Origin of the sequence: Bacillus sp. BF2-3 (assembly GCF_008368795.1) — a bacterium.
Classification (GTDB): Bacteria; Bacillota; Bacilli; order Bacillales; family Bacillaceae_G; genus Bacillus_A; species Bacillus_A cereus.
In genome coordinates this window covers 95,048-119,842 of record NZ_QOSA01000037.1, presented here as the reverse complement: position 1 = coordinate 119,842, position 24,795 = coordinate 95,048, and the positions used below count along the sequence as shown (strand labels likewise).

Sequence of the window (24,795 nt, the reverse complement as noted above, 5' to 3'; positions counted from 1 at the left end):
TGTGTTAGGGATAATTTTAAAAATATTTTATTTATAAAAATATGATGTTCATTTGTAGAAGATGGATAATTAATCAAGGGGCAAGAACCTCATTAGATAGGTGTTGGAAAAATAGTCCATATAAGATGCTACACGAGTTGTGTCCAGGGAAATTTAAAGAATGGGAATTCAGGTTCCACATAGACCCTAGTTGATTTATATAGTTGCACAGGTCTAGGTCTAGATAAGGAAAACGTCCATAGCAGGTGATTATTTCTTTGTTATATAGAAAATACACATTAAACGTGTATGTAAACAAAATGAACATTTGGTTAAAAAGAGTATATAAATAGAAAGCACCTAATTATTGGATTCATATTTTAGTCTGAGAGGCACAAATTCGATGCGACGTGAAAAGGATTTGTTGAAATAATGGAAGGCTGATCTGCAAGCTGTTCAAGAAGAGAAGAGGCTGAAGAAGAAGGCTAAGAAAAAGAATAAGAAATATAGCATTCCTGGTAATACAGCTGACTTCATGAATGGAAAGAATATTTTTCGTAGAGAGAATGGGGTATGGAAGCAAAGAAATAAATGATATGAGAATCAATAGTTTTGATTAAATGTATAGGAATTGTTGTAAGCGCTACTGCGGATTGGGTGGCGTTTTGTTTGTTGTTAAGAGAAAGTAAGGTGTGAGGGGATGGGGGTTTATGCCAACCTTCCTTTTGAAAAAAGATTGGCATTGTTGTTGCATACGTAATTTAATAAAACTTGTCTTAAGTGGTATAATTTCCACTATTACTTTTTCTAAAATACTATCTCTAAAATACGAAAATCTCACCGTACGAATTCCAAGAGAGTTATTATAAAGTGTAAGGCTCATTTAAGAGTTAAAAAACCATTTTGTTGAATCTCTTTCCAAAATGGTTTTATTATTAATTTTGTGAAAAGCGGGTATCAAGGTTACAGATTTTAAAGTAAAAGATTATTTATTTGCGTCTGGCAATATCATCTGCTAAACGGATTAATTCCTCCATAGTAATCTTTCTCCGTAACTTATCCTTTATGACTTTCTCCATTTCCTTTGTAACAGTCAATCCCTCAATTGCTAAGGTCGCCTTTGCTGCTTCAAAAGCTTTTTGCAGCTCTTCCTCATTTTTAAACATAATTTGTATCATCTCTTTCAATTTTAATTTATTTTTAATTGTTATTTCTGCCTACTAAACCTAAAAATATATAAAAATTAGTTGAATGGGGGTTGTGCCATTACAACTTTGTGAAAATAAAACGGGATTCAATATTTAATCATTAAAAGGATCAAGTTATATATATAGAATCTAAAACAGAGATATCTAGTACGGAATTATATTATGAGAACAGAGCATATCAAGTTGAAAAGGATGTATCTATGAAATTGCTTTTCCAGTACGTAAAATACAGGGTACTACATGTTTTTTGTCTGGTGGTAAATGTAAGAAGAATAAATCGTTTGTTAATAAGCGGGAATTTCCGGTGATTCATTACTTTCAAATGATAAAACAAGCACCCATTCGAGTGCTTGTTTTATCACGATTTAGAAGTTTCCTCATAACCATGATTTCTATGACTAGGATTTACTCCATCCCTATTTGAGTTTTACTTACTGCTAACTTTTGACCATCTTTTTCAATGAAACTAACGGTGAAATTAGCTCCTGTGCCACCTTTTGCATTTTTACTCCAACTAGCAGTATACGTTTTTACATTTTTACTTGTAGAATCAGATTTGATGTCAGGTTCGCCATATTTAGCAACTAGATCCTCGTATTTATCTCCACCTTCACCAGTTACAGGATCACCAGTTTTAATAGTATCCACATCGGCAACCGTTATCTTCTTTTTATCGTCCTTTTTCGTTTCTTGTTTTTGGTCTTGTTTTGCTTCTTTCTTAGCCTCTTGTTTTGGTTCATCTTTCTTTTCTGTAGAAGCTTTGTTTGACGAATCATCACAAGCAACTAGACTCATCGCTAAAGCACTTCCTAATGCAATGGTACTCAACTTTTTGAACATGTTTAATTCCTCCATTTTGAAAATTGTAAAATTCCACAGATGATTATACCAAATTAAGGTAAATGGTGATGTCGTATTCTGTCGAGATAAGAAAAAAACCATAACGCAAGTTCTACCGTTCACTCTAATTGGTAACGAACCGTTATTTGAAGTGTATTGGAAATACTACTATATATTGTTTTTTTCTAAATGTTACAATATATAAAAGGGAGGTTTTCACATGGGAGATGTAATCGGTGATGTATTAGGAGGACTCTTTATGTCCATCCCTTCAAAAAGGGAAAAAGTCATTCGTAAAAATTTTAAGCTTTTGGAAAAAGAAGTGTGGTTTAAAGAAATAGAGCATAGATATGGTAGTTTAATGGTTTTTAACCATTCTATTAGAGATTTTGTAGCAAATGAGAACCTAGAGGATATCTTAAAGGATGTTGAGAAAACTCATACATTTCTTCATGAATTAGAAAAACTACTGCAGCAAGAAAAGATTTAATTGACGTAGTAGTGAAGGAATGTTTTATCCGTAAAGGATACTTCAAGCGTAGAGGTCTAAGGATATAGGTTTAGATGAAACAAGAAATCAATTATATGAAAAATTGCTTTATTGATTGATATATTCAGCTCTTGGAGAATTATTTCTTGTTTAGTGGATAGAATGATTCAATTTGCATGAACATCGTCAAATAGAGAAAATTAAAAAGGGGAAATTGTTTTGTGAAGTTGGAAGTGAAAATCATTGTCTATTTTTTGAGCCATTTAAAATAGCGTCAAGTTCTTACGTAATATATTAGAAGCTTGGTACTGATCTATACAAAGAAAAGACACCAAAGGCGCCTTTCTCCGTATGTAACCATCTTAAGTTTAATGTTATGGATAAGATTCCTAACCAAAATGATTGTTGCAATTTAATATATTTTGAATACATGGATGTGTGCATTTCTATGACAAATAGATTATGCACTATCATGCAAGTTCGTATATTATTAATAATCATTTTCATCTGAGTTACTATTATAACTAGAATTATAAGAAGGACTATCATACTTAGAGGAATCTTCATTTTTGTAACTAGAAGTGCTGTTATAATTGGAGTTACTATATGAACTTTCGGAACTTGAACTATTAGAAGAGCTATAATAGCTAGGGGAACTGTAGTCGTCATAATAGTTGTTAAAATCATCTTCATCATCCAAATCAGAATTTACAACTTTATTTGTATTTGCTTTCTTTCCAACTGATTGAACTCTATAAGACGCACTCCTTTTTTTATTTTGTTTTCTTTTTCCATTTCCTTTAGATTGCAATGGAGGTGTATACGTTATAGGTATTACTCTAGATAATCCCCTTACAAATAATCGAACAATACATACTAAAATCCACATGCAAATAATAAATACAAAGACATAAAGAGCAATGTTGTAAATCATATTGTTTATTGTATCTATCATCGCACCCTTTGAAATATTAAACATAAAATCAATCACCGCCATTTTTCTATAAGTTTTATATCAAAAACGCAATATTAATCTAAATAGAATTATAAAATATTTTTTCCGTTTTTTGTATAAAAAATATGAATTTGTTACTGCGGATTAGAATTAAGAAAAAGACACCCTGAGGTGCCTTTCAATGACCTTAGTATCATTTTTTAGTGTGAAAAGGCAAATTGTATACAGTTTGATACTCTCGCTGGATTATTTCATTTGTATATAAATTATTTAAAACTTTTTCTCATTTTCATGCATTTGAAATTTAATATTGAGGGATACCGCTACATGCCCATCAACTTAAGAAAAATAAATGTCCCAAAAATTATAAAAGGAACAAATTAATTTACTCCTTTTTTACTTGAATTCCACATGACATTTAGTATCAATGATTCCAAAAGCAACTTTACATGGGAACGGATTTTTTCCTATTGAAGCAGCGCGCATACATAAAAGCACCCAATCATCCAATTCTAAAGGTAAACGGAATACTTGGATACTACTATCATCGTTTTTTACTGTTACGATTGGTGTATTTACCCTATTTGTAGTGAAACCGTCAGTTGTTATCATTGCTACTGCATCATTATTATGAAAACCAGCGCTTAAAACCTCGTAAATTATTCCATCATTCTCATTGATAATCATAGGTATATTTAAATAGGGATAGTTATTTATATCATTATGAATAACTGTTCTTGCTGCATTCTTTTTTATCTGATTCCCTTGCATTTTATACACTCCTTTATAACAATACAAACGTTTAAATCTATTCTATTTTACATCCAGTATATCCGAAAATTGTAGTGTCAACTTATTATAAAAAGCATCCGTACATATGATAGCGCTATTTAGCGGATCTATATCGATGATGGTCATATAGTTAGTAAGTAAATAGCCGCCTTCATAATATGTAATTAGTATTTCTTCTTCGGACAATAAGGAACATAAAAGCATGTTCTTAATCAGTTCCTTTTCTTCAGAGGTTAAAATGGGAGATGCTACTTTATTTTTCTCTTTGATCATTTCACGAATTCCGGCGAATTGCGCCCATTTTACCATTCCTCGGCCTTGTTGCATATTAGCGTTGTTCATGCTTTGTGTCCCCCTAACAGTGTGTTTCTGTATCTTGCTGTTGCATTATTTGTATACGAAATTCCTCTTAATATGCTATTCTCTCCAAATTTTGTGCGTATTTCATCCGTTACTTTCGTTAGCTTTATTTCTTGTTCTCTTTGCGTGATATTATCAAAAAGTGAAATTTGTTCTTCTCCTTCTTGAAGTAGGTTTGTTAAGGATATGTTTGTGCTACGAATGGTTTCGCCAGTATATTGCTGATTTGAACTATCTCATTTTTACTTCGTTTAGAAGAAGGAATTCCTAAGTAAAGAGTTCTATCGAACTCTAATTTATTAGGCTAGTTCCACAGTTCTTGCGGTTAGAAGCCTTATCGTTGCATTCTTTAGAAGGAATCATCTTGGTTAAAATGATAAAAAATGTGAAAATCGACATCTAAGATGACCCTATTCAGTAGGATTAAATAATTGTACATTGTAATTCTTTTTAAAAACAAAAGAACATTAGTTCTTATTATACACGAACATTAGTTCTTTTATAAAGAGGTTTAAAAAATTTTTTAAAATTAATTTTTTTGTTAAAAAGAATATGTAACAAAGGGGTAAAATCCCTAACAATAAAAAAGTAGTGGAGAGATAATGATATTGATATAGCATATTTAAGAGACATAACTTTAGGAATTTTTAAACGTTTTATGAGTTCAGGAGTTGGTAGATATGATTCATATAGATATTGATATGTTGATTTATCAAAAAGTTCAACAGTTCATTAGCTCCAAATTATACATAAAGGAAAGATAATATTTTGTTCTGATGAAGAGCGAAAGTTCGATTTTGAAATGCAGGCTTTAAAAATGTATTTAAAATTGAATGAGGAATAATAAATTAACGGAGCAACTTCCAGTGACTTCATAAAAGATGCACTAAGAGAAATTCCATTTACGTATGTCTAAAATACAGAATTTTACTTAAAGATTGTGAAAAAGTGTCTTTTTATTTTCTCAACTGTTGAATTGCTATAGAACAAGAACTCTTCCTATAGCAATTCATGAGTTTAGAGGAGAGAAAAGTATATAAATAATTAAAGTTAGATATTATAATAATATAGTGAAAAGGACCTCTGTTTCATTAAGAAATGTGTATGTTCTGATTTGAAATTTAAGATGTATGAAATAGCCACTTGTATATTGAACGGCGTTGAAGTTACGCAAGTAATGAAAGCCAACTTAACTTATAGGTGAAATCTATTTAAAATGAAGTTAGGTTCATACATAAGTTATTTGGAAGTGCGTCATAATCTGTCATTAAATAGGCTTTATTGGGTCTATATTTCTATCAAATGTTTTTTGCAACTGAACCCTTTTTTAATTTGCTTCAAGCCAATTGTAAGAAGAAAAATGAAAAGTGGTTTCATGGGTTTGTTGGTTTTCTATCTTTTTCAGTTTTTTTACTTCGTTTTGACGCTTAAGAGTATTCTCTCTAATACGGTCTACAAGATTATTAGCGAAAAATGCAGGTTCATATTCAATTACTTCGCCTTGGGATAAATACTTTTTGACGTTCATAGCATGTTTACCTATTGCATTTAATACATCTACCTTGTGGAATGTTGTAATTCCAGCTTCTGCAAGTATTTTCTTCACAACATTAATTGCCTTTAGATCGGGACAGATCCCAACTTGTTCAAGGATAGGATTTAATAAGGCATAATTATTCTTTTGTAAAACAATATTATTTTTAAGTTCTTCTATTGGTTCTTCATCTATTTTTGTTTTAGAAGATTTATTTGGATATGTATCATTCTCGTTGGGATAAATCTCACTAAGGTCAAGATAACTAGAATAAATATTATTAGGATGTACTTTTTCCTCCCCTAGGGGTGGAGTTTTCTCCTCACTAAGGGGTGTACTTTTTCCGTCACTAGGTACCGGGATTTCTCCTTCCCTAGTACCGGAATTTTTCTTATCTACTTTTTTTACACCGTATTTATCTATGGCAGTAGCTATACACTCTTCTAATGTTTTTAATGGTTCTTTCTTCTTTTTCTTACGCATCTTAACATGTTTGTAGTATTCTTTTTCACCTAGGAAATGTGCTAATGACGCTCCACTAGGATCGGGTTCATTCAAGTAGATTCGATTAGCGCCTCCATCTACTGATTCTGTGGATACAAGTTCTTCAGCTATAAGCTCTTCCATGAACTTCGTAACAGTTTTGTTTGAAATATTTAATGAGAATTCGATTTCTTGATTATCTAAAATACAATAAATATCACCTTTTTCATCTACGAAGGCAGGCGTGTCGTTTCCGTTATCAACTGAAATTTGTGTTGTATATATAGATAAATTAAATCGATCTCTTATTAACATGTATAGTAATTTCGCACCGATACTTAAATTCTCACGATATTGTTTTTTCCAAATGAAAACTTTGGGTAGTTTATAGAACTCTTCGTTTGGTATATCTTTTATATTAATTCTCTTTTTTAACATAAAAAAGCCTCCAGATTCATTGGTAGTATAATAGTTTGCAAAGGACAAAAGATTAAAAAGATAAAGAGCAGTATCTTTGTATTATTAAAGATGATAGATTTTCATAATAGAACAAATACAAATTGAAATATTAATTTACGCATTCCAATTTTAGACTCAAAACGAAAATATAAGTGTTCTTACTTTTAAATTTTGTCCTAGGCTCGATGTGGCGAACATCGCAGCCTATTTTTTAGGTTAATTTTTATGAAATGTCTCGAAAAGGTATTGACAAATCGGATTTAATGATGTTTATTTTTCTTGGTTTTATCATACAAGGGACAAATAGCGATTGCAATCACCTTTTTTACAAATACTAACTTTAGTTATTTAATGACAAAAATGTTATTTTAACTAAAAAACAATATTAACTTTGTTAATCTAGTGTTTATTCAACAAAATAGGATATATTTTTATTTGTTACATGAATGAAATATGTCGATAATGTCATTTATCTGAAAGATAGGAAAATTAAGTGAGATATGGTTTTTGTAATTAAGTAGGGGCTAAAGCTCCTACTTTTCTTGTGTTTTTAAAGTTTACAATTTTTTTCTGAAATGAAGTGGTGCTTTTGATAAAATTACTAGCATTTTTTAAATCAAGTGTTTATGTTACCTACATTAAGAAAACATTAGGAGGAATTATTTTTGAAAAGCCTTAATATTACTATTTATACAATTAACAGTGCAGAAGGAGAAAGGGTTGCAGAAAAATTAGCCAAGTACGATTTAATGGCGACAAATAAACATATTGTACGAGATCGTTTTACTTTTACCGAGTTCAAAGCTTTGTTAGCGTTAACAGACAACGGTTTAGATGACTTATTAACTCAACGTGGTAGTACAATTGATTTTCTTACTGAACAAGGGATTGATCTTGATGACTTAACGTTACGTGAAGCATACAATGTCATTCTTCAAAATCCGAAGTTGCTAAAAACAACTATCTTGACAGACTGGAATAGGATTGCATTTGGGTTAAACGGTACGAAGATGTTCCTTCCACGACATTTAAGAAAGCAAGAACAACGGAAGATGTACTTAAAACCAGAAGCACAAATCGAGTACGAGGAAGCTAGTTGAATATAAAAGTTACTAATCATATGTAGTAATTTTAAAAAAATTTCGACTTAACTAAAATATTTTAGTGTATTCCTAATACTAGTAGGGTTAAAGATATAATTAATCACCTTGTTAGTTATATAACATTACATACATTAAGAATTCATAAGGGACAAGTTAAGTGTGAAGATTAGTATGGCGAATTCTTGAAGAATATACCAAGTTTTTAGAAACAATTGCAATATTCTTTTGCATTGTATTGTCAATAAAGATTTTAACCAATCCTTAGTATGTGAAGGTTTTCTAATTATCTATACAGAATTGAAATCATTACCTAATAGGAAGTATTAGGTCTTTATTATTGGCAGGGTAAAACGGATGTTAGAAAATATTTCAATGGCAAAAGAACATGTGGTACTTCGGGACATATTAAGTGTAGTAACGAACTTGCTGTGATTGAGGGATTGACTAATGTAGTAAGTAGACTGTAATTACATACTTGATTAATAAGACATATTTAGCATTTGTTCGCAATTTTCAATGCATATTTGAAGTTATTAATTGGAGTAATAGATTGTAAAGGACCTGTTTTGATTGAATGAGAATTGACTTCTCGAATCAGTGGTCTTTTTTTTATTTTTAGTGGATTCTACTGTATTCCTCTATAAAAATATAATCTAATCTATTGAAAAAACAAAAAACTATGTGATAAAGGATTTTTCAAATGACAAATATACTAAAAGAAATTTATGTAAATAACGAACTAGATGTACTAGTAGATACTAATACGGAGGTGTTAGAAGCAGCAAAACTAATGAAGAGACTACAATCTCATATTAGCGAATTCTCCTACAATTTAAAATCTAGTGGAATGCAGGAGAAGGAAATTGTTTGTGGTGGACAGATTCAGAGTATTGTAAACATGAATAATCTAAGTGATACTGCGGGTGCTAATATTGTCTATGTAACACTTAATGATGGTTTTGGTGAGCTATTAATTGTGGTACCAGTAACTTTATGGCAGAAACTCAGTGCTAAAAAAGGTGATGTTGTAATTGCGAGTGGGAAAATGTTTGCCTTAAAAAGAGATTGTAAATTCAAATCAAAGGCAAATACAGATATTATTGTTTCACATGGATTTGAACCTTTTCGTGTGTTAGTGAGAGAAATTAAATTATTACCAGAATAAAGCGTTGGATAACGTCTTATTGATTTAATGAAAATTACAAGTGTACAATTTTCTTCTGACCTATTGACTTTTTGTTCTCAAATGGTTTTGTTTGTACATGCAAAAAAATATAACGTCGAATCCTCTTAAAGCGACTCAAAATAAGAGGTAAGATGAGGTGGGCTGATGCACTTCATAAAATACAGTCTGTAGTCTTAAAGAATTCAAAAGGAATATGAACAGATTGACAACAGAAGAATTAGGACCGGTAGAAGGTAGTGTTCTGGATGCAGTACCAGATGTAGTTGTTCCTCACGTATCTGGTTTTCTAGTTAGAGGAATTATACATTAGATTGCATTACATTAAAAACAAAAGAAGATTTCTTAAACACTAATGAACACCTCTTAATTAGAGTGGATTTTCATATTTTTGAAATTGCAGATAGCGAACGCTATATAAATCGAGTAACAAATAACTAAGCAAACTAAGACAATACAGGAGGATTTTAACTATGCAAAAAACATTAGCTAAAGAATACATTGAATCTGTAGCAAAGGCTTTATTAGAAACATCTCCAAGAGAGGTAATAGAATTTAAAACAGTATTAAATTCACACCCACAAGGTAATGAAACTCATGCAGGGATAAACGAAGTAATTTCTCGTATTTTCACTGATCCATTATTGACAGAACTCTTATCTATTGTAGGAATTGAATCTGAAGAGAAAACAATACAAGAACCAATTCTTGCTAGCTTATTAGCTTCTCAAATTTCAACTCAACAACTTTCTAAACAAATTCGTGAACAAGTAGCGAAAGTAGATATGGATTCTTCAGTAATGATTCCTTACATGAAATTAGAACCAAAGGCTAATCTTGCAGCTTTCATCAAGGAACAAGCTGCTTTCAAAAAACTTGTAGAAGATATAAAGGCTCAATCTGAAGTGAATACCAAAGAAGATTTTGCTGCAAATATTAAAAATCAAGTAGAACAACAAAGACCTGCTAAGACTACTGAGGGAAAAATAAAAAGTATCCTTGATGAAGTTGTTAACGAAATTATTGAAGACGGAGCTGCTAGTCAAACAGTCTGCTTAGACCCTAGTGGAATTAAGGTTTACGAAATTCTATTTTCTTCTGTTTTTTATAAAAAGGCAAATATGTTAGGTTTTAAAGAGTCTGTAGAGTACAAGCACGAATACACAGCATATATCCTAAGTGAACTTGCTACTTATTTAGTTGAAGAAGAAGGCTTTAAACTATCCTTTGAGGTGGTAGAAGATAAGGTAGTAGCAGGTTTAGCTTAATAGCCTGGTATTAAAGAGAATATAGGATGGAAAAGGCTACCCTTATTTTCTGGAAATAGTGTAGTAGACAAATGGTAAAAACAGTGCGGTACAGAAAAAAATAGACATATCAGTTCTCTTCATTTAGGAGCGCTCAATAAAGTAGATTAAGTTTAACCTTGAACTAAACATAGGAAGTGGTTAATTTAGTCGTGCATTTTAATCTATACGGAGGTGTACGACTATGGCCATTCCAGTTATACAAAATCTTGTGGCTGCAAGTAAATATCCAATCAAAGCTCCTTATTCTATGAACGCAGAGTATATTACAGTGCATAATACGTATAATGATGCTCCTGCAAAAAATGAAATAAATTACATGATTGGAAATAACAATGAGGTTTCATTTCATTTTGCAGTAGATGATATTGAAGTTATACAGGGTATTCCAGTTAATCGTAATGCTTGGCATTGTGGAGATGGCGGTGGGAATGGAAACCGAAAATCTATCGGTGTTGAAATCTGTTACTCGTTGTCTGGTGGTCCAAGATACGAAAAAGCTGAAAGTTTAGCAATTAAATTCGTCGCTCAACTGTTACGAGAACGCGGATGGGGAATTGATCGTGTGCGTACTCATAAGAGTTGGACAGAGATTGGTGTTCGAAACGGTAATTCTAGAGCAGTTAAGAATTGCCCACACCGTATCTTAGATGAAGGGCGCTGGAATAGTTTCTTAGCAGCAGTACAAGCTGAACTTACTGGTACGGATGCAACTATAGCACCACCAGTAACTCAACCCCCATCTTCAGATGGTATTGGTGTTGTTGAGATTCTTGTTCCAGAACTTAATGTAAGGGAATTTGCTAGCTTTGATTCACGAGTTGTTAAGACAGTGAAAAAAGGTGAAATGTATCAAACTTGGGGACTATCTAATGGTCTATACAATGTTGGAGGAAACCAGTGGGTGTCAGCAGGTCCTGCTTATGTTAAGTTTACTCCTGCAGGAAGTTCTAATGGAAATCCAGAAAATTTAGCTGGAAAACGTGATCCAATTGGGAAAATTACAACTACTGCAAATCTAAACGTTCGTACACAATCTTCTACAGATGGGGATATTATTCGTACTATCCTTAATGGAGAAACGTGGAATATTTACGATATTAGTGATGGATGGGCGAGAGTGCATGATGGTTGGGTTTCTCTATCTTATGCAAATCTAACAAGATATTAATTTCCAAAAAAGTAGGCACATGTTGTGTCTGCTTTTTTATTTAGATAATTTAAAAGTTATTATTGACTTTATTTGATTATAGGGTTTTATTAATAATCCAGCAAATATATTTAAAATTAAATTAATAGATTTTAGGATGGTCTTCGCTGTGAGGAAGAAGACCCTAGTATTCAATACTAGATTAGGGGAGTGGTAGGAGCCCTTAATTTAAATATAAAAAATAAATACCGGAAAATAAAAGAGAAGTACTTATGATTTTAAATATTATTTCTCTTTCGCTTAGCTGTTAGAGCGCTTATCTTACACACATAGAGTTACAGGTTCAAGTTTGTCATTTTAAAAAATTATAGTTCTATAGCTCTGCATAGCCTATGCGGTAGCACGGATTAAAATACCGTTTGGGTCGTTTGTTTTTAATAAAACGAAAAGGAGTTTGATATTAGTTGAAAACATTTTTAAGCAACTTAGTCCCCAGGGGTTATAAGACTAGAAATACAATAATTATTTATTGGCTAGGTTATGAATTAGTACTAGGTAACTAATGTAACGATAATACTACAGATAGATATACTAATGGTCGAAGAGGATTACTAGCTAGGTGGGTAGTAGTTGGTAAGGTTTACGCGATTTTGTAACCTGTTCTTTCTGGTAACTTATGATTATTCTCTCGCTCGTACTATTAACAGATTAGATATATTTAAAATAATATATACGCCTAATGTAAAGAGTTTACTTGTGTAGAAAAAAACTACGTGGGAAAGCTCTTTTTTTACCTTGATTTTTAATTTTTAAGTGCTTACGTTTTGAGAGGAGTTATTTATTAACAACTCATAAAAGCAGTTTGATGTTGTTTCATTAAAAACATTTTACTATAACATGAAATGTTTAAGAAGTACTTCTATTTTCATAAATCATGACACTACTAATGATAATCATATTTTAATAGAAATATGTAGGTACTTCTTTCAAAAAGATAGTAAATAAACTATCAACAATCTCCTTTTAATAAACTTATAGAGAAAAATTGGGGAGAAATGTAATCTTCACGTGTCATAAATAGAAGTAAAGTTTTTATACAGGATTTTAAAGAAAAGTAAAATCTCCACTAAATTGGCTGTATTTCTGTTGTTAAAACAGCTTCATGACCATGTGGCAAATGAAACATTTTTACCAAATTAATTAAACATTAGTTGGAGGTAATTTATTATGCATCAAATTATTACAATTACAGGTCGCTTAACTCGTGATCCTGAGAGTAATACGTATGGTGAAAAGACAGTTTGTCGTTTTGCTGTAGCAGTAGATGATGGGTATGGAGATAAAAAAACTACTGATTTCTTTAATGTATCTGTTTGGGGGAAAATGGGTGAAAAGGTACAAAGATACCAAAAGAAAGGTTCTGTTGTGCAAGTAATCGGTAAAATGAAATCTTCTAAGAAGGATAAAACTACGTACTGGGAATTACGCGCAAATAACATTGTATTTTTTACCTTTGATAATAATAGTAATCAACAACAAAATAACTTTGAAATGTTCACTGGTGACATAAATATCAGTGATGATGATTTACCATTTTAAAGTAGGTTATTTATTGGTGGAGGTGATTATATGAGTGATCAGAGAAGGTTACGGTCGGAGTTAAAACAAGGGCTCCATCAATTTACGATGACCCTTTATAATTCTTATAGACAAACTTTATCGCATGAAAAATCTGTAGAACAAATATCCAACTGTTTAATAGAAGAGTATGAATATGTAACTAAACAAGTCATGAAACAAGAACAAACTTTTAATCTTGGAAGCCTTGTTGAAAAGGTGGAAAAACGTGCTAAGGATGAAAAGGACCCCGTAAAACAGTTTGAGTTGTATGAAGATGTGGAAATTCTATTGCGTGCACAGGAACTTGTTACAAAATACGAAACGGGGAAGGATAATAAATGAATATTGCAAAATTAATGTGTGTAATTAATAAGTTTTGGTTTTGATAATAGAATGTTTTGTCGATTAAAAGATGATATGACCCATTTCATATCAACAAAGAAAGATAAATTTATTATGAATTATAAAAATTTTTTTACTCAGTCACAAAACATTAAAGATTGATTTAATACAGTACTTCCTATAAGAGAAGCCAATACCTTTGAAAATAGATTATTTCTATTTAATAGATGTAAAATTTGTTTTTGGAGGATTTGATTATATTCAATTTAGGGGTGAACAATTAAAGGATAAAGATTTTGTTGTTATTGTTAGTCAGCAAACTTATAAATTGTTCCTACCAATAGTTTCTCATCTTTATTCTACGCGCATTCATAATACACACAATGAAGTAGATTCATACTTTCCTATGTTAGACAGTTCGGAATGGTCAACTAAAATACATTTCTATTATAAAAAAAGTGAGGATTACGACCATTCGTTCAGTATATATTTTTTGAAAGGAAGGGTTAGCTATGCTAAAGAATCGTTCATGTTCATGGTGTGATAGCACCGGTATTACGGAGAAAGGATTTTGCTGTATGTGTAAAGGGAAAGGGTATATGGAAGTAATTGATCAAGCAGTGTTTGCTGCAAAACAACAACCTAACTTATCATGTCTTATCCGCGCTATTTCTAAGCATACGACTCCGGAGCAATTTTCAAACATCATGAATGATTGCTAAGTCTTAGCCAATTAGTTCAAGAGCTCCTTGAAAGAGGCTCCCTTTTTTTAGAGTTAATACCCTTAACTAAAGTAAGGAGAAAGGTAAATGTACTAGGGTTAAGATGTTTGTAAGTCACTTGTTTGGTTTATATATGTATACAAGTTTAAATTTACCAGTTAATCATGATTATAAGGAACAAGAAAGGGTCTAACCTGGCCTCCTAAAATTATTAACAACAGCAATATTAAAAACCGCTACATTGAAATCCCTCGATTAATACTCTAAAGAGATGTTTGAAAGAGGGATTTCAAATTAGGGGATGAAGCTGTATCAGAGGATATAGTTCATAAGTTAATAGAAGCTTAAGAGTAATTAAAAATTCCTACTAGCCTTGAGAAAAATAGTGGATTTAAAAATTGTAGAACTTGGATATGTGGTTAAGGTAAATTATGATAATCGTATGCACCAATGAGTGAAACCTAAATAGCAACAATAATAGAACTTGTTTACTCTCCCTTAAGAACATGATTTTGTAAATGTGATTTAAGTTGGGAGAAGAAAAAGTAGGATATGGCTCTAATCTCTGTAATTCGTTATGGTGATTAAGTACCATATCTTCTTTTTTTGGGGTGTTGCATATGTTTAAAGATGTTTTAATGGAGGATAATAAGGGGGCATTAATTCGAATTATTGTCTTTGTACTAGCTTGGTTGAATCAGTATTTGACTTCTAAAGGCTATCAACCTTTACCTGTATTAGGTGAAGCAGAAGTTGCTGCTGTTGTTACATTTATCGCATCGGTGCTGACATTGATAAATGATAACAAGGTAACGTCAAAGACAAAAGAACTTAAGGAATAATGTCATCTTGTAAGACGGGCTTAAATGCTCGTCTTATTTTTTTACCGACTTATTGACGTTTTCAAATTAACTGCTTACGTTTCTATTGAGAGTTGTGAATAGGGGGGATTTGCATTTATGAGTACTTACATTACCAAATGAAAATACAGCATTTAAATTGTAGCCACCAACTATAATAAATGCGAAAGTTAGGCGTTAAATCCATTTGAAGAAGTTGAGAGTTGTGAAGAAAATTTAATAGAAAATCAATTAGATAGAAAATATTTTTGTATAACCGAAAGGGGAAGCTCAAGATGATAATTACAGAACATGCCGTCAGGAGGTATAAGCAACGTGTTGGAAAAAGAACTGCTTCTAAGAAACGTGTTGTAATGCAAATTAATCGAGATCTTGCTCGTGATGTAAAATACCGCAAACCTTCTAAGGTTAAAAATCATTATATATTAGTAACATCTAGATACCAAGCTGTTTGTTACAAATCTAGAGTTGTTACTATCACTGGTCCGAAAGATGATGTTACCAACTACAAGTATACCACTCGTTGTGATCAGGAGTTGGGTCTTGTTGCATAAGTGTAGTAAGAAACAAATGGCGAATATGAGAATGTAGCAATTTGCAATTATGTAAATAGATTCAGCTTTATAAGAATACTAAAGGAAGGGGCTAGAAATTAGAAACCAGAAAGAAAAGCAAACGGCTGGGAATGTCGTGTAGAAAAATAGAGATTTAAAACCAGGGATTACTTAATGGTAAAAGATAAAAAGGCTATAAATACACATTTTAAAAAATAATTATTAATCCTAAGTATTTGTTTTTAAATATACATTTGAAGTGTTTTGAGAAAATTAACCCCACTCCGTTATTTCGTTTTGATGAAAAATATCTACTTTATTTATCTAGTGAGATCATTCAATCAAGAAATAAGAAAATCCAAGAGGAAAATGAAAGGATAAATTAGTGAGAATGTTTAGAAAGATGACAATGATTTCATTGAATGTTTATGTAAAGTTAATTGGTATCTTAAAATGGAGTATGGCAAAATTATTAGAGTGTAATGCATATGTTTTTATATCTTAGGGGTGAAAAATTTGAATTCAGCAAACTTGGGTTGGTTTATTTTATCTCAAACAATTTTGGGAATTGGCAGTTATGCAATTATGTGCGCTATATTCTGTTTAAGGTTCCATCGAAACATTACGATAATTTCTCTACTTTCATTTTTGACTAGTATTATTAATTACTCCATCTACTTTAATAAACAAGAAGGTATTGGTTATTTAGTACCGATTATAGGAATGCTGATAACTTTCCTTTATTTAGCTGCTATAGAGAAGCTTTCTATTATTTGGGCACTTGTAGTGACTGTTGCAGGAGGTGTCATTATACCTCTTATTATTCAAATTATGATCATATTTGCTTCACTTGGATTTTTTAGTCCTTCTGAATTGAAAGAGCATATTTGGAGGAATTATGCAATGGATATTACATCTGGTTTTAGCTATGCTTTATTAGCATTTGTTCTTTATTCTCAAGAGTGGACTTTTAAATTTGATTTCGAAAAAATACGTTTTAAATATGAGAAATATATAGTGATAGGAATTTCTCTTGTTGCGGCAATTGTTCTACCTGCTTCAATGTTTATGACACATGTAAAAGGTACTGATTTGAATTTAATATTTTTAACTATTAGCTCAACTTTAGTATTTATTCTACTTTTAATATTTTCCATAAGAAAAGAACGGACAGAAAAACAGTTTGACAAAACAATTAAGGAGGTAAAAACGAATGCTCAAAAAAATGATGTTTAATCTTTCAATGGCTGCAACTAAGATGTCTATTACTAGTAGTATTTCTTGGTGGTGGCAATAAATAATTAATGAAGAGGGCAGGCATCTTTATGATGATGGCTTTCTTTTTATAGATAATAATCAGATTTATTTGTAAATAAATAAAATGTCATAGAATCTTCATTCTAATTTAATTAGTTTTTTTATGTATAATATGGGAAAATTAAGTGGTACCAGTAATTATATCCACGGGATAATTTTATAATAAATGTAAGCGGGAATGTCTATCTAAAAAAGATGTCCATGTGCTTATAATTTTTAGACAAGGTTCAGTTGGAAGAGTAGTAGGTTTTAATAATATTACTGAAAGAAGCCGAATTCACCATACTTATTCATATAACAAGGGAGTAGTAAATAAAATGTCAAACAAAGATAAATCAAATATATTTGAAAAAACATTTGGTGAACTACTAGAAAACAACAAAGAAGAGAATGATGCGGTGATTTATCAATCGAGAGATAAATTACAAGAGGTCTTGTTAAGAGCAGAAGGGAAAAAAATCTTATCGCATGAAGATAGGGAAAAATCAACTGAGGGGTATATTTCTCCTTCCATTAAAGATGAAAAGTTGGAAGAGTTTGTAGGTGAAATGCCATTACCTCCTATTAATAGAGAACAAGAATCAAGGGCTGTATCTATTGGTTTACAAGAAATTCGGGAAATGAAGGAGTATATGCTGTATATTCATCGTTATATGATTAATGAATTTAATCGAATTTATGCTTCATTTCCAATTCTGTTTGCAAAAGACTTTGAAGATAAATTCGGCACTGCTCATAAGGAATTAGCCACAATAATGGAAGATATCGAGCATTTCATTATTGGAGATATTTATAATGTAGAGGCAGTGAAAAATGATTTTAAACTCGTTCAAATCCTCGAAGGAAAGCGGCTTTCAATCCTCTATGATTTTTTAGAATATCAAAATAATAAAAAAATACAATAAAGACTTGTAAAATCAAGTGTAAGTGCTTATATTCTGTTTGGACATTTTATATTATGGTGTAAATGATTTTTAAGGTAAAACAACTGTTACAAATTTTGCATAGGGATGAGGTAGTTTATATGGAGAACAAACAAATCGTATCATATAATGCACAGTCAAGAGGTCATAAGACAAAGGGGAATACATACAAAGAACGTTACGTCGAGAATACATGCCCGGAGTGTCAAAATCCTCGTGCATATAAAGATGAATGGAAAACAAGGATTAAGTATACATGCTTAAAGCGTGCTTGCCGTCATCAGTGGTTCGAAAAGAAAGAGTTTCCTGAAGTTAAAGAATAAAAATAATGTATAAAGAGTCCGTTCTTTTAGGAGGGCTCTTTTTTATTTTACTTCTCTATAAAAACTTCTAACCTTCTCACTACTGTAACAACAGAAATATAATAATGAGAGGACTTGATCCAAAATGAAAACAAAAATCAAAAAGGGAAAAATAATACAGAACTGTTTAAAAGTCACGGCAGCAACCGTAGTGGCTAGCGGTGTAGGATTTCAATTTTATGAGATTCAAGAGTTAAACAAAGAAGTGAAATCCTTAGAGAAAAACCATAAACAAACTGTCCTAGAATTAAAAACCGCGAATGAAAACAACAAAGTATTAGAAGAACAAAAAAAACAAATTGCAGCTAATACAGAACAGCTTTCTATTGAATTAGAAGAAATAAAAAATGAAAACGAAGCTATGAATGAGGGGAAACATCAGTCTCAAGAAGAGAATCAGAAACTTCAAGCAGAGAATGCAGATTTAGCTAAGCAATTGCGCGAAGCGAAGGAATCTGCCAGGCCAGTGATGCCTGAAAAAACATCATCAGACAAATCTGATCCTCCTACTGCTAAAGATACTAGTGTTTCTAAAACGATTATGGGGATTGGTACTGCTTATACATTAAACGAGCCAGGAGTTACAGGTATAACAGCTTCAGGTAAGACAATACAACCAGGTATGATTGCAATGGATCGCTCGGTTCCAATGGGAACAAGAGTAAGAATTACATGTGATTCTTATCCATATATTAATGGAATTTACACTGTCGAAGATCGAGGTGGTGCTATAAAAGGAAACATAGTAGACATTTATATGACAGATGCTGACAGAATGAATGACTTTGGACGAAGAGATATCAAGATAGAATTTCTTAACTAGTTGATGATATGGATATCATTGGGCACGGTTGCTGAGAAAATCAGGAGAACATTAGAAGGAAAAGCAATTTTGGTATAACTATTATTTAGGTAAACAAACTGAAAGAAGTACAATGAATAGCGTAATACTTTATATTAAGAAAAATAGAATTAAAAAAGTTTTATAAAAATGGCCCATTGTATTATTTGATGGGCTATTTTTATGCATTCCTCAAAGAACGCGAAGTAAGTAGGAGAAGATGAGTTTGTTTCGGACAAGAGATGACAGGAACCATATTAATTTTTCCACGTACATAAAGTGGTACTATATACCGAATGTACGTTTGGTGTATAATAGACCTATATCGAAATGGAGGTGAAAGAAATGAGGCGCAATAAAGTATCTAAATTTTGTATCTAACCAAATTAAGCACAGGCACTGGTAACTAATAAAATAGTTAGCTATTTACATGTTATAGTCAATCACTTTCTATTCTCTTTGGGATAACGTATACAAAGATACAGGGAAAGGTTTGACATATGGTATATGCTTTCATAAACTTTCTGCCATGAAGAAAGTGTTTATTTTGCAAAAAGAAGTGGATAGTATTGCGATTCAGTCGTCTATTTGCAACATTGCGGATGCAAATACACTTTTTTTCAAAAAATAAACAGTATCCTGGGTTTCAAATCTAATAAGAACGAAGGAATCTTCTCATTAAAATAAACAGCTAGTAAAGGTAGCTAGAATTGATTAATATATGGAAAATTATTTGGACAAAGTCTCAAATTAAAGAATGAAGCGATAAGGTTTCTAACTGCATGGACTGTGAAGATGGTCTAATAAATTAGAATTCCAGAGAAATCTTTATTTAGGAATTTTCTCTTCTAAACGAAGTGAAAGTGTAGGCAGTTGAGTATAGTATGTAATATAAATAGGAAGGAAAACGTTTTTCGACTAAATGAAATAAAAGTCTATACATCAGAAGAATTGAAAGATAAAATGGAACTTGACCTAAACCAACATTTAAAACAGGTAGTTGAAATGCCGAGTATGCTAGGTGTTTAACTAAGAATGGATTATGAAAGTATTGCTTCTATTTCAGATTGGTATGTAAATAAGAAAAAGCTATCGATTATATTGGCAGAAATACTGAATTAATTAGATTTTTTCTATACGATGACGTACTTAAATGTAGGATTAAATTCATTCGTGGCAAATATGTCGTGAAAGATGATTGAAGTGTGTAAACATTTATAAGTATGCTTTCAATCTTGAATAGGTAGGGCAGAATTTTAGGAATACGACAAAAGTGAGAAAATGAAGCACAATGTAGAATTACTCCAAGTTTTAAAAGAGGATTTAAGCAGAAAAGTTAATGTACATGTAGTTATAAAAAGTGTTTCACGTATAAAGGTTAAAAAATAATATGAGGAATTTGGACGATACTTACAAGATTGAACGTTACTCGTAAGTAGTACCTTTTACAGACATTAATTGCATTATGTACAAAAAAATTATGGAAAGATAAACGAATTCACTGCTTAATTTCGCCTTCTAACAGGGGATTTTTTGCGTTGTTTTCAAACATTTCGCACTTAAAAGACCTGTGGGAGGGAGAAAATTGTACAGATTATTATTACTTGAAGATGAAGTTGAAATCGGTAGCACACTTGAAATGATTTTAAGAAGCGAAAATTATCATATTGATTGGTTTACTACTGGTGATGAAGCAGTGAATGCTGCTGTATCTAATGATTATGACTTAATGATATTAGATGTCATGTTAAAGAAAACAGTGGGAGAGTTAAATACTCGTATTTCAAATGGCCTTGAAGTTGCAAGGTTAGTGAATCAAAAAAAGAAAATTCCATATTTACTCCTGACATCAAGAAGCGAACCGCTAGATATTATGCAAGGCTTAGATATGGGAGCAGAAGACTATATAACAAAACCATATGACTTAACGGTGTTGCTTGCGAGAATCCGAACAGTTTTAAGAAGAAGTTATAGTAACGATATTTCTAACGGAGGAATTACTCGATGCGGTAATATTGAGATTAATTTATTAACGCACAAAGTAATTGTTGAGGGTAAGCATGTTCATTTAACTAAACAACTTTTCGAATTATTACATTACTTCATCATTCATAAGGGACAAATTATTTCTAAAGAAGAATTATATAAAAATATTTGGGGATATGATCCTTCAGAACTTCAAGAAACAAATACTCTGGAAGTAAATATCCGTAGGTTAAGAAATTCACTTGATATTGATATAATCAAAACAGTTCGAGGTAAGGGTTATGTTCTTGAAGTCTCTAGTTGTTAGAAGGATAAAAAATAATAAATTACATATGAAGATAATGGCGGTGGCAGTCATTGCTGTTACCTTAATTACAATACCCATTCAGCTACTATTTTTTATTTCTGTTGTTTTAAAAAATGGGGAAGAAGCGTTTAGTCATATCAAGTACAGAGCGATTCAGATTGAAAATGAAGCTTGGAGAATTGGCGGGGTTGATAAGATACAGCAGGAATTTTTTGATGGAATTCTATTAAAAGGTGAAGAAATAAAAGTTTCATCTGCAGCAAAAAACACTGAATACACTTTCTACATTAAACAAAACGAAGAAGCAATAAGTAGTGTAGATAAATACTTTGCAGCCTTTTTAATAGAAACTTTAGTTAAAAGACATCAAAAAGAAATAAATAAATTAGGTAACATATCAATTCGTAACGATGAAGCAAACGGCCTTTATTATATGACTTATAAGCATACTTTTAAACATGGAGATAATAATGAAACAATTATAGTAAAAAGAAACGTAACACCAATTGTTATAAAGCTAATAGAGAAATATCAAAAAGAATTTTTTATTTACTTATTGTATTTCATTATTGCTATAAACATATTTATCTATTTTGGGCTTGGCCTAGTATTTCGCTTCTTTTGGAAAGCTCTTGATAAATCATTTGTGGAGTTAAAAGAAAAGGATTACAAGGCTAGAATAGACATAAAGGATAGTTATGGAAAAGAAATAAGCAATGTTCAGCATCAAATCAATGATATTCTCGAGCAAATGCAAAATCATATTGAAGTTAATATAGAGTCCATGCAGGATGTTTCACATGAGGTAAACAATAAGTTAACCTCAATTAAACAATCTATTGATGTGCTACGATTTTACGGAACAAATAATAAACTAATTGTAGAACAAAAATTAAAGTCAATAGATGATAATATTGAACAAATTACAAAAGTTATGTCTACATTTCTCGATCTTGCAAAATTAGACCGGGGAATTTATATGGATGCTACAAAATCTCGGGATGTAAAAGAAATGATTGAGAATTACCTACAATATATAAAAAAGGTTTTTCCTGATTTTGATTTTATTGGTAAATATGATGTAAGCTCGCCAATTATTCATTTTAATAAAGAACATTTTGTATTAGCCTTAAATCCTATCATTGAAAATGCAGTTAGGTATTCATTGCATAGTAATGAGATAGTCATTCATATTCGAGAAGGTAAATATTCAAACTATGTATATATTGATATTATTAATTGGGGTATTCAAATTGAAAAAGAGGAAATCCCACAGTTATTTAATAGATATTACAGAGGGAAGAATATTGAAAATTCAATGAAAGGGTTCGGAATGGGTTTAACAATATCCAAAAAAGTGATGCATTTATATAAGGGGAAAATTCATGTAAAGAGTTATGAAGATGGCAAAAACATTTTTACATTAATCATACCCTTGCATCAGGAATCGAGAGGTGATACCTAATGGGAAATAAGATTAGGAAATTTCTCAATAATTTTGTGAAACGTGATAAACTACGTGTGCAAGTAGTTTTATTAACCCTTATACTTGTTCTTGTTTCAGCAATACCAGTCAATTTATTTTCTATTTATAATGAGCTACAACTAACAACTCAAAGAGAATTTGAATCTATGTTTTCCAGGGTAGAGAAAATACAGGACAAAATAGTTTCTTCAGGAATAGGTGCATCACAGGAACTTGATTCTGAGTTCTTTAAGCAGATTAGCTATCCAGGTGAATCAATGAAAATTCGCATGGGTGAACAAGGAGCACAAGATTATCATTATGCAGCTGAGTATGAACAGAATGATAAATTTGGTATGTTTGAAGCTCAAATACTGACCTTATTCGTCCCAACCTTTTTTGATTCTATTAAAGCACATATGAAATCACTAGATGCTACTGCTGATAAAGATAGTTATAGTTTTTATATTGATGAAAAAAATAAAGCATATGGTGAGATTTTACATTCTTTTAAACATAAAGGTCATTATGACACGATAATCATAAAAAAAGATATAACACCTAATTTGAAGATGCAAATGGTTAATAGCATGGAAAACTTCTTATATATGTTCATTTGGTTTTTCTTCTTTTCAGTTGTGTCAGTATTAGTATGTTTAAAATTTATTTTTAAACCATTACAAAGTGCAATTGATTCAAGTTTTGAAAATGTAGTAGATAATAATTATCAAACAAGGATTGAAGATCCTTTGTATGGAGAAGAAATATCAAAAATTGTTCATCGTTTTAATGCAGTATTAGACAGGATGCATGAGCTTGTACAAAACAATCTTAATTCCATGCAAGATGTATCGCATGAGATAAAGACATATCTTACGGCAATCAAACAATCTGTTGATGTTATTAAAATATATGGAAAAAGTGATGATAAACTAGTTGCTGAAAAACTAAATGCTATTGAAGATAATATAATTAGGGGAACGGCCATTATATCAACTACGCTGGAACTAGCCCGTTTGAAACAAATCCCAAATATTGATAGTGCCAATTACTATGACGTGAAATATTTAGTAAATTTCTTGTTAAGATTTAAGCAAGAAACCTATCCGAGTTTTATTTTTGAGACAGACTATGATTCTGAAGAAGTTGAGATATTTATAGACAGGAACCATTTTTTCTTAATGATGAATCCAATTCTTGATAATGCTGTTAAGTATTCAATGAATTCAAATATAGTTAAAATAGATACCATTTCTAAAAGAACTGATAATATGGTATATATTTCTATCACCAATACGGGGGTTGTTATTGATCAAAAAGAGATTCCTTTTCTCTTCGATCGTTATTATCGTGGGAAAAATTTGGGGAATTCAAAACAAGGATCTGGTTTAGGCTTGACCATAGCTAAAGAAGTAATGAATCTGTATAAAGGTCGAATAACTGTTCATGGCACAGCAGATGGAGTAACATCTTTTATATTAAGTTTTCCAAAGGCCATTAGAAGAGAAGACTCAGGAAATTTATCCTGAGTCTTTTTATTTTGATGGTGAGAAATAATAATTATATAGATACATTAATCTTAGGTGGCAAAGTATTTGTTGGAGTAATTTGAAAAATAATTTTTGGGGATTATAACTAGGGGCTGGACTATTT

General features: G+C 31.3%; 24 protein-coding genes and 4 pseudogenes. 21 read left to right on the top strand and 7 right to left on the bottom strand.

Features of this window, described 5'->3' with window-relative positions:
* Positions 1 to 56 precede the first annotated feature (56 nt).
* Positions 57 to 167, top strand: a pseudogene (locus DN401_RS30600) (DUF4046 domain-containing protein); the annotation flags it as partial.
* A gap of 801 nt (positions 168 to 968) precedes the next feature.
* Here DN401_RS30600 and DN401_RS29945 read toward each other — a convergent pair.
* Together DN401_RS29945 and DN401_RS23540 are read right to left on the bottom strand one after the other, a co-directional pair.
* On the bottom strand, positions 969 to 1,145 hold the full coding sequence (locus DN401_RS29945; RefSeq protein ID WP_000475744.1) for a hypothetical protein: 177 nt from the start codon (positions 1,143 to 1,145) through the stop codon (positions 969 to 971).
* Between the two features lie 447 nt (positions 1,146 to 1,592).
* Complete coding sequence (locus DN401_RS23540) at positions 1,593 to 2,027, bottom strand: hypothetical protein (protein ID WP_000473787.1); 435 nt, start codon at positions 2,025 to 2,027, stop codon at positions 1,593 to 1,595.
* Positions 2,028 to 2,247: 220 nt separating this feature from the next.
* Here DN401_RS23540 and DN401_RS23535 point away from each other — a divergent pair, with 220 nt between their 5' ends.
* Positions 2,248 to 2,517: a hypothetical protein gene (locus DN401_RS23535; protein WP_000503057.1), complete on the top strand. Its 270-nt coding sequence runs from the start codon at positions 2,248 to 2,250 to the stop codon at positions 2,515 to 2,517.
* Between the two features lie 490 nt (positions 2,518 to 3,007).
* Here DN401_RS23535 and DN401_RS23530 read toward each other — a convergent pair whose 3' ends face one another.
* The 4 genes and pseudogenes from DN401_RS23530 to DN401_RS23515 all read right to left on the bottom strand — a co-directional run.
* A complete protein-coding gene (locus DN401_RS23530; RefSeq protein ID WP_002204721.1) occupies positions 3,008 to 3,496 on the bottom strand; it encodes a hypothetical protein in 489 nt (162 codons plus the stop codon).
* A gap of 372 nt (positions 3,497 to 3,868) precedes the next feature.
* Complete coding sequence (locus tag DN401_RS23525; protein WP_149287975.1) at positions 3,869 to 4,243, bottom strand: hypothetical protein; 375 nt, start codon at positions 4,241 to 4,243, stop codon at positions 3,869 to 3,871.
* A 42-nt stretch (positions 4,244 to 4,285) separates the two neighbouring features.
* Complete coding sequence (locus DN401_RS23520) at positions 4,286 to 4,606, bottom strand: YolD-like family protein (RefSeq protein ID WP_001057826.1); 321 nt, start codon at positions 4,604 to 4,606, stop codon at positions 4,286 to 4,288.
* A pseudogene (locus DN401_RS23515) lies at positions 4,603 to 4,851 on the bottom strand (Y-family DNA polymerase); the annotation flags it as partial. The pseudogene DN401_RS23515 and the gene DN401_RS23520, both read right to left, overlap by 4 nt.
* Positions 4,852 to 5,222: 371 nt before the next feature.
* Between DN401_RS23515 and mntA the strand changes: the two are divergent.
* Positions 5,223 to 5,468 (top strand): annotated as a pseudogene (mntA, locus tag DN401_RS30325) (type VII toxin-antitoxin system MntA family adenylyltransferase antitoxin); the annotation flags it as partial.
* Positions 5,469 to 5,951: 483 nt separating this feature from the next.
* Here mntA and DN401_RS23510 read toward each other — a convergent pair.
* Complete coding sequence (locus tag DN401_RS23510) at positions 5,952 to 7,079, bottom strand: replication initiator protein A (RefSeq protein WP_000914744.1); 1,128 nt, start codon at positions 7,077 to 7,079, stop codon at positions 5,952 to 5,954.
* 686 nt (positions 7,080 to 7,765) lie between these two features.
* Between DN401_RS23510 and DN401_RS23505 the strand changes: the two genes are divergently transcribed.
* From DN401_RS23505 to DN401_RS23420, 18 genes and pseudogenes are all read left to right on the top strand, one after another.
* Positions 7,766 to 8,200: an ArsC/Spx/MgsR family protein gene (locus DN401_RS23505; RefSeq protein WP_000838805.1), complete on the top strand. Its 435-nt coding sequence runs from the start codon at positions 7,766 to 7,768 to the stop codon at positions 8,198 to 8,200.
* Positions 8,201 to 8,903: 703 nt separating this feature from the next.
* A complete protein-coding gene (locus DN401_RS23500; RefSeq protein WP_000181810.1) occupies positions 8,904 to 9,368 on the top strand; it encodes a hypothetical protein in 465 nt (154 codons plus the stop codon).
* Positions 9,369 to 9,859: 491 nt separating this feature from the next.
* Complete coding sequence (locus DN401_RS23490) at positions 9,860 to 10,654, top strand: hypothetical protein (RefSeq protein ID WP_001172955.1); 795 nt, start codon at positions 9,860 to 9,862, stop codon at positions 10,652 to 10,654.
* Between the two features lie 223 nt (positions 10,655 to 10,877).
* Entirely contained in the window at positions 10,878 to 11,864 is a 987-nt protein-coding gene (locus tag DN401_RS23485; protein ID WP_149287974.1) for an N-acetylmuramoyl-L-alanine amidase, read from the top strand.
* A 1,206-nt stretch (positions 11,865 to 13,070) separates the two neighbouring features.
* Positions 13,071 to 13,442, top strand: a complete 372-nt coding sequence (locus DN401_RS23480) for a single-stranded DNA-binding protein (protein WP_000553952.1) — start codon at positions 13,071 to 13,073, stop codon at positions 13,440 to 13,442.
* Between the two features lie 30 nt (positions 13,443 to 13,472).
* Positions 13,473 to 13,805: a hypothetical protein gene (locus DN401_RS23475; protein WP_001283602.1), complete on the top strand. Its 333-nt coding sequence runs from the start codon at positions 13,473 to 13,475 to the stop codon at positions 13,803 to 13,805.
* Positions 13,806 to 14,004: 199 nt separating this feature from the next.
* A complete protein-coding gene (locus tag DN401_RS30515; RefSeq protein WP_370512986.1) occupies positions 14,005 to 14,349 on the top strand; it encodes a dihydrofolate reductase in 345 nt (114 codons plus the stop codon).
* Entirely contained in the window at positions 14,318 to 14,527 is a 210-nt protein-coding gene (locus tag DN401_RS23465; RefSeq protein WP_000916955.1) for a hypothetical protein, read from the top strand. The genes DN401_RS30515 and DN401_RS23465 overlap by 32 nt, the downstream gene beginning before the upstream one ends.
* A 638-nt stretch (positions 14,528 to 15,165) precedes the next feature.
* On the top strand, positions 15,166 to 15,369 hold the full coding sequence (locus tag DN401_RS23460; protein ID WP_232305170.1) for a phage holin: 204 nt from the start codon (positions 15,166 to 15,168) through the stop codon (positions 15,367 to 15,369).
* Between the two features lie 293 nt (positions 15,370 to 15,662).
* On the top strand, positions 15,663 to 15,941 hold the full coding sequence (locus DN401_RS23455) for a hypothetical protein (protein ID WP_000587333.1): 279 nt from the start codon (positions 15,663 to 15,665) through the stop codon (positions 15,939 to 15,941).
* A gap of 507 nt (positions 15,942 to 16,448) precedes the next feature.
* On the top strand, positions 16,449 to 17,177 hold the full coding sequence (locus DN401_RS23450; RefSeq protein ID WP_225989755.1) for a hypothetical protein: 729 nt from the start codon (positions 16,449 to 16,451) through the stop codon (positions 17,175 to 17,177).
* A gap of 284 nt (positions 17,178 to 17,461) precedes the next feature.
* Positions 17,462 to 18,163, top strand: a complete 702-nt coding sequence (locus DN401_RS23445; protein ID WP_225989754.1) for a hypothetical protein — start codon at positions 17,462 to 17,464, stop codon at positions 18,161 to 18,163.
* Positions 18,164 to 18,282: 119 nt separating this feature from the next.
* A complete protein-coding gene (locus DN401_RS23440; RefSeq protein ID WP_000428645.1) occupies positions 18,283 to 18,504 on the top strand; it encodes a zinc ribbon domain-containing protein in 222 nt (73 codons plus the stop codon).
* A 190-nt stretch (positions 18,505 to 18,694) separates the two neighbouring features.
* The gene (locus DN401_RS23435; RefSeq protein WP_227069121.1) at positions 18,695 to 19,366 is read left to right on the top strand and encodes a 3D domain-containing protein; all 672 of its coding nucleotides are present in this window, start codon (positions 18,695 to 18,697) and stop codon (positions 19,364 to 19,366) included.
* Between the two features lie 417 nt (positions 19,367 to 19,783).
* Positions 19,784 to 20,047: pseudogene (locus DN401_RS30315) on the top strand (hypothetical protein); the annotation flags it as partial.
* Between the two features lie 922 nt (positions 20,048 to 20,969).
* The gene (locus tag DN401_RS23430) at positions 20,970 to 21,677 is read left to right on the top strand and encodes a response regulator transcription factor (protein ID WP_000286077.1); all 708 of its coding nucleotides are present in this window, start codon (positions 20,970 to 20,972) and stop codon (positions 21,675 to 21,677) included.
* Complete coding sequence (locus DN401_RS23425; RefSeq protein ID WP_149287973.1) at positions 21,652 to 23,142, top strand: sensor histidine kinase; 1,491 nt, start codon at positions 21,652 to 21,654, stop codon at positions 23,140 to 23,142. The genes DN401_RS23430 and DN401_RS23425 overlap by 26 nt, the downstream gene beginning before the upstream one ends.
* On the top strand, positions 23,142 to 24,671 hold the full coding sequence (locus DN401_RS23420; RefSeq protein ID WP_098806132.1) for a sensor histidine kinase: 1,530 nt from the start codon (positions 23,142 to 23,144) through the stop codon (positions 24,669 to 24,671). Before DN401_RS23425 ends, DN401_RS23420 begins: the two co-directional genes overlap by 1 nt.
* The last annotated feature ends 124 nt before the right edge of the window (positions 24,672 to 24,795 follow it).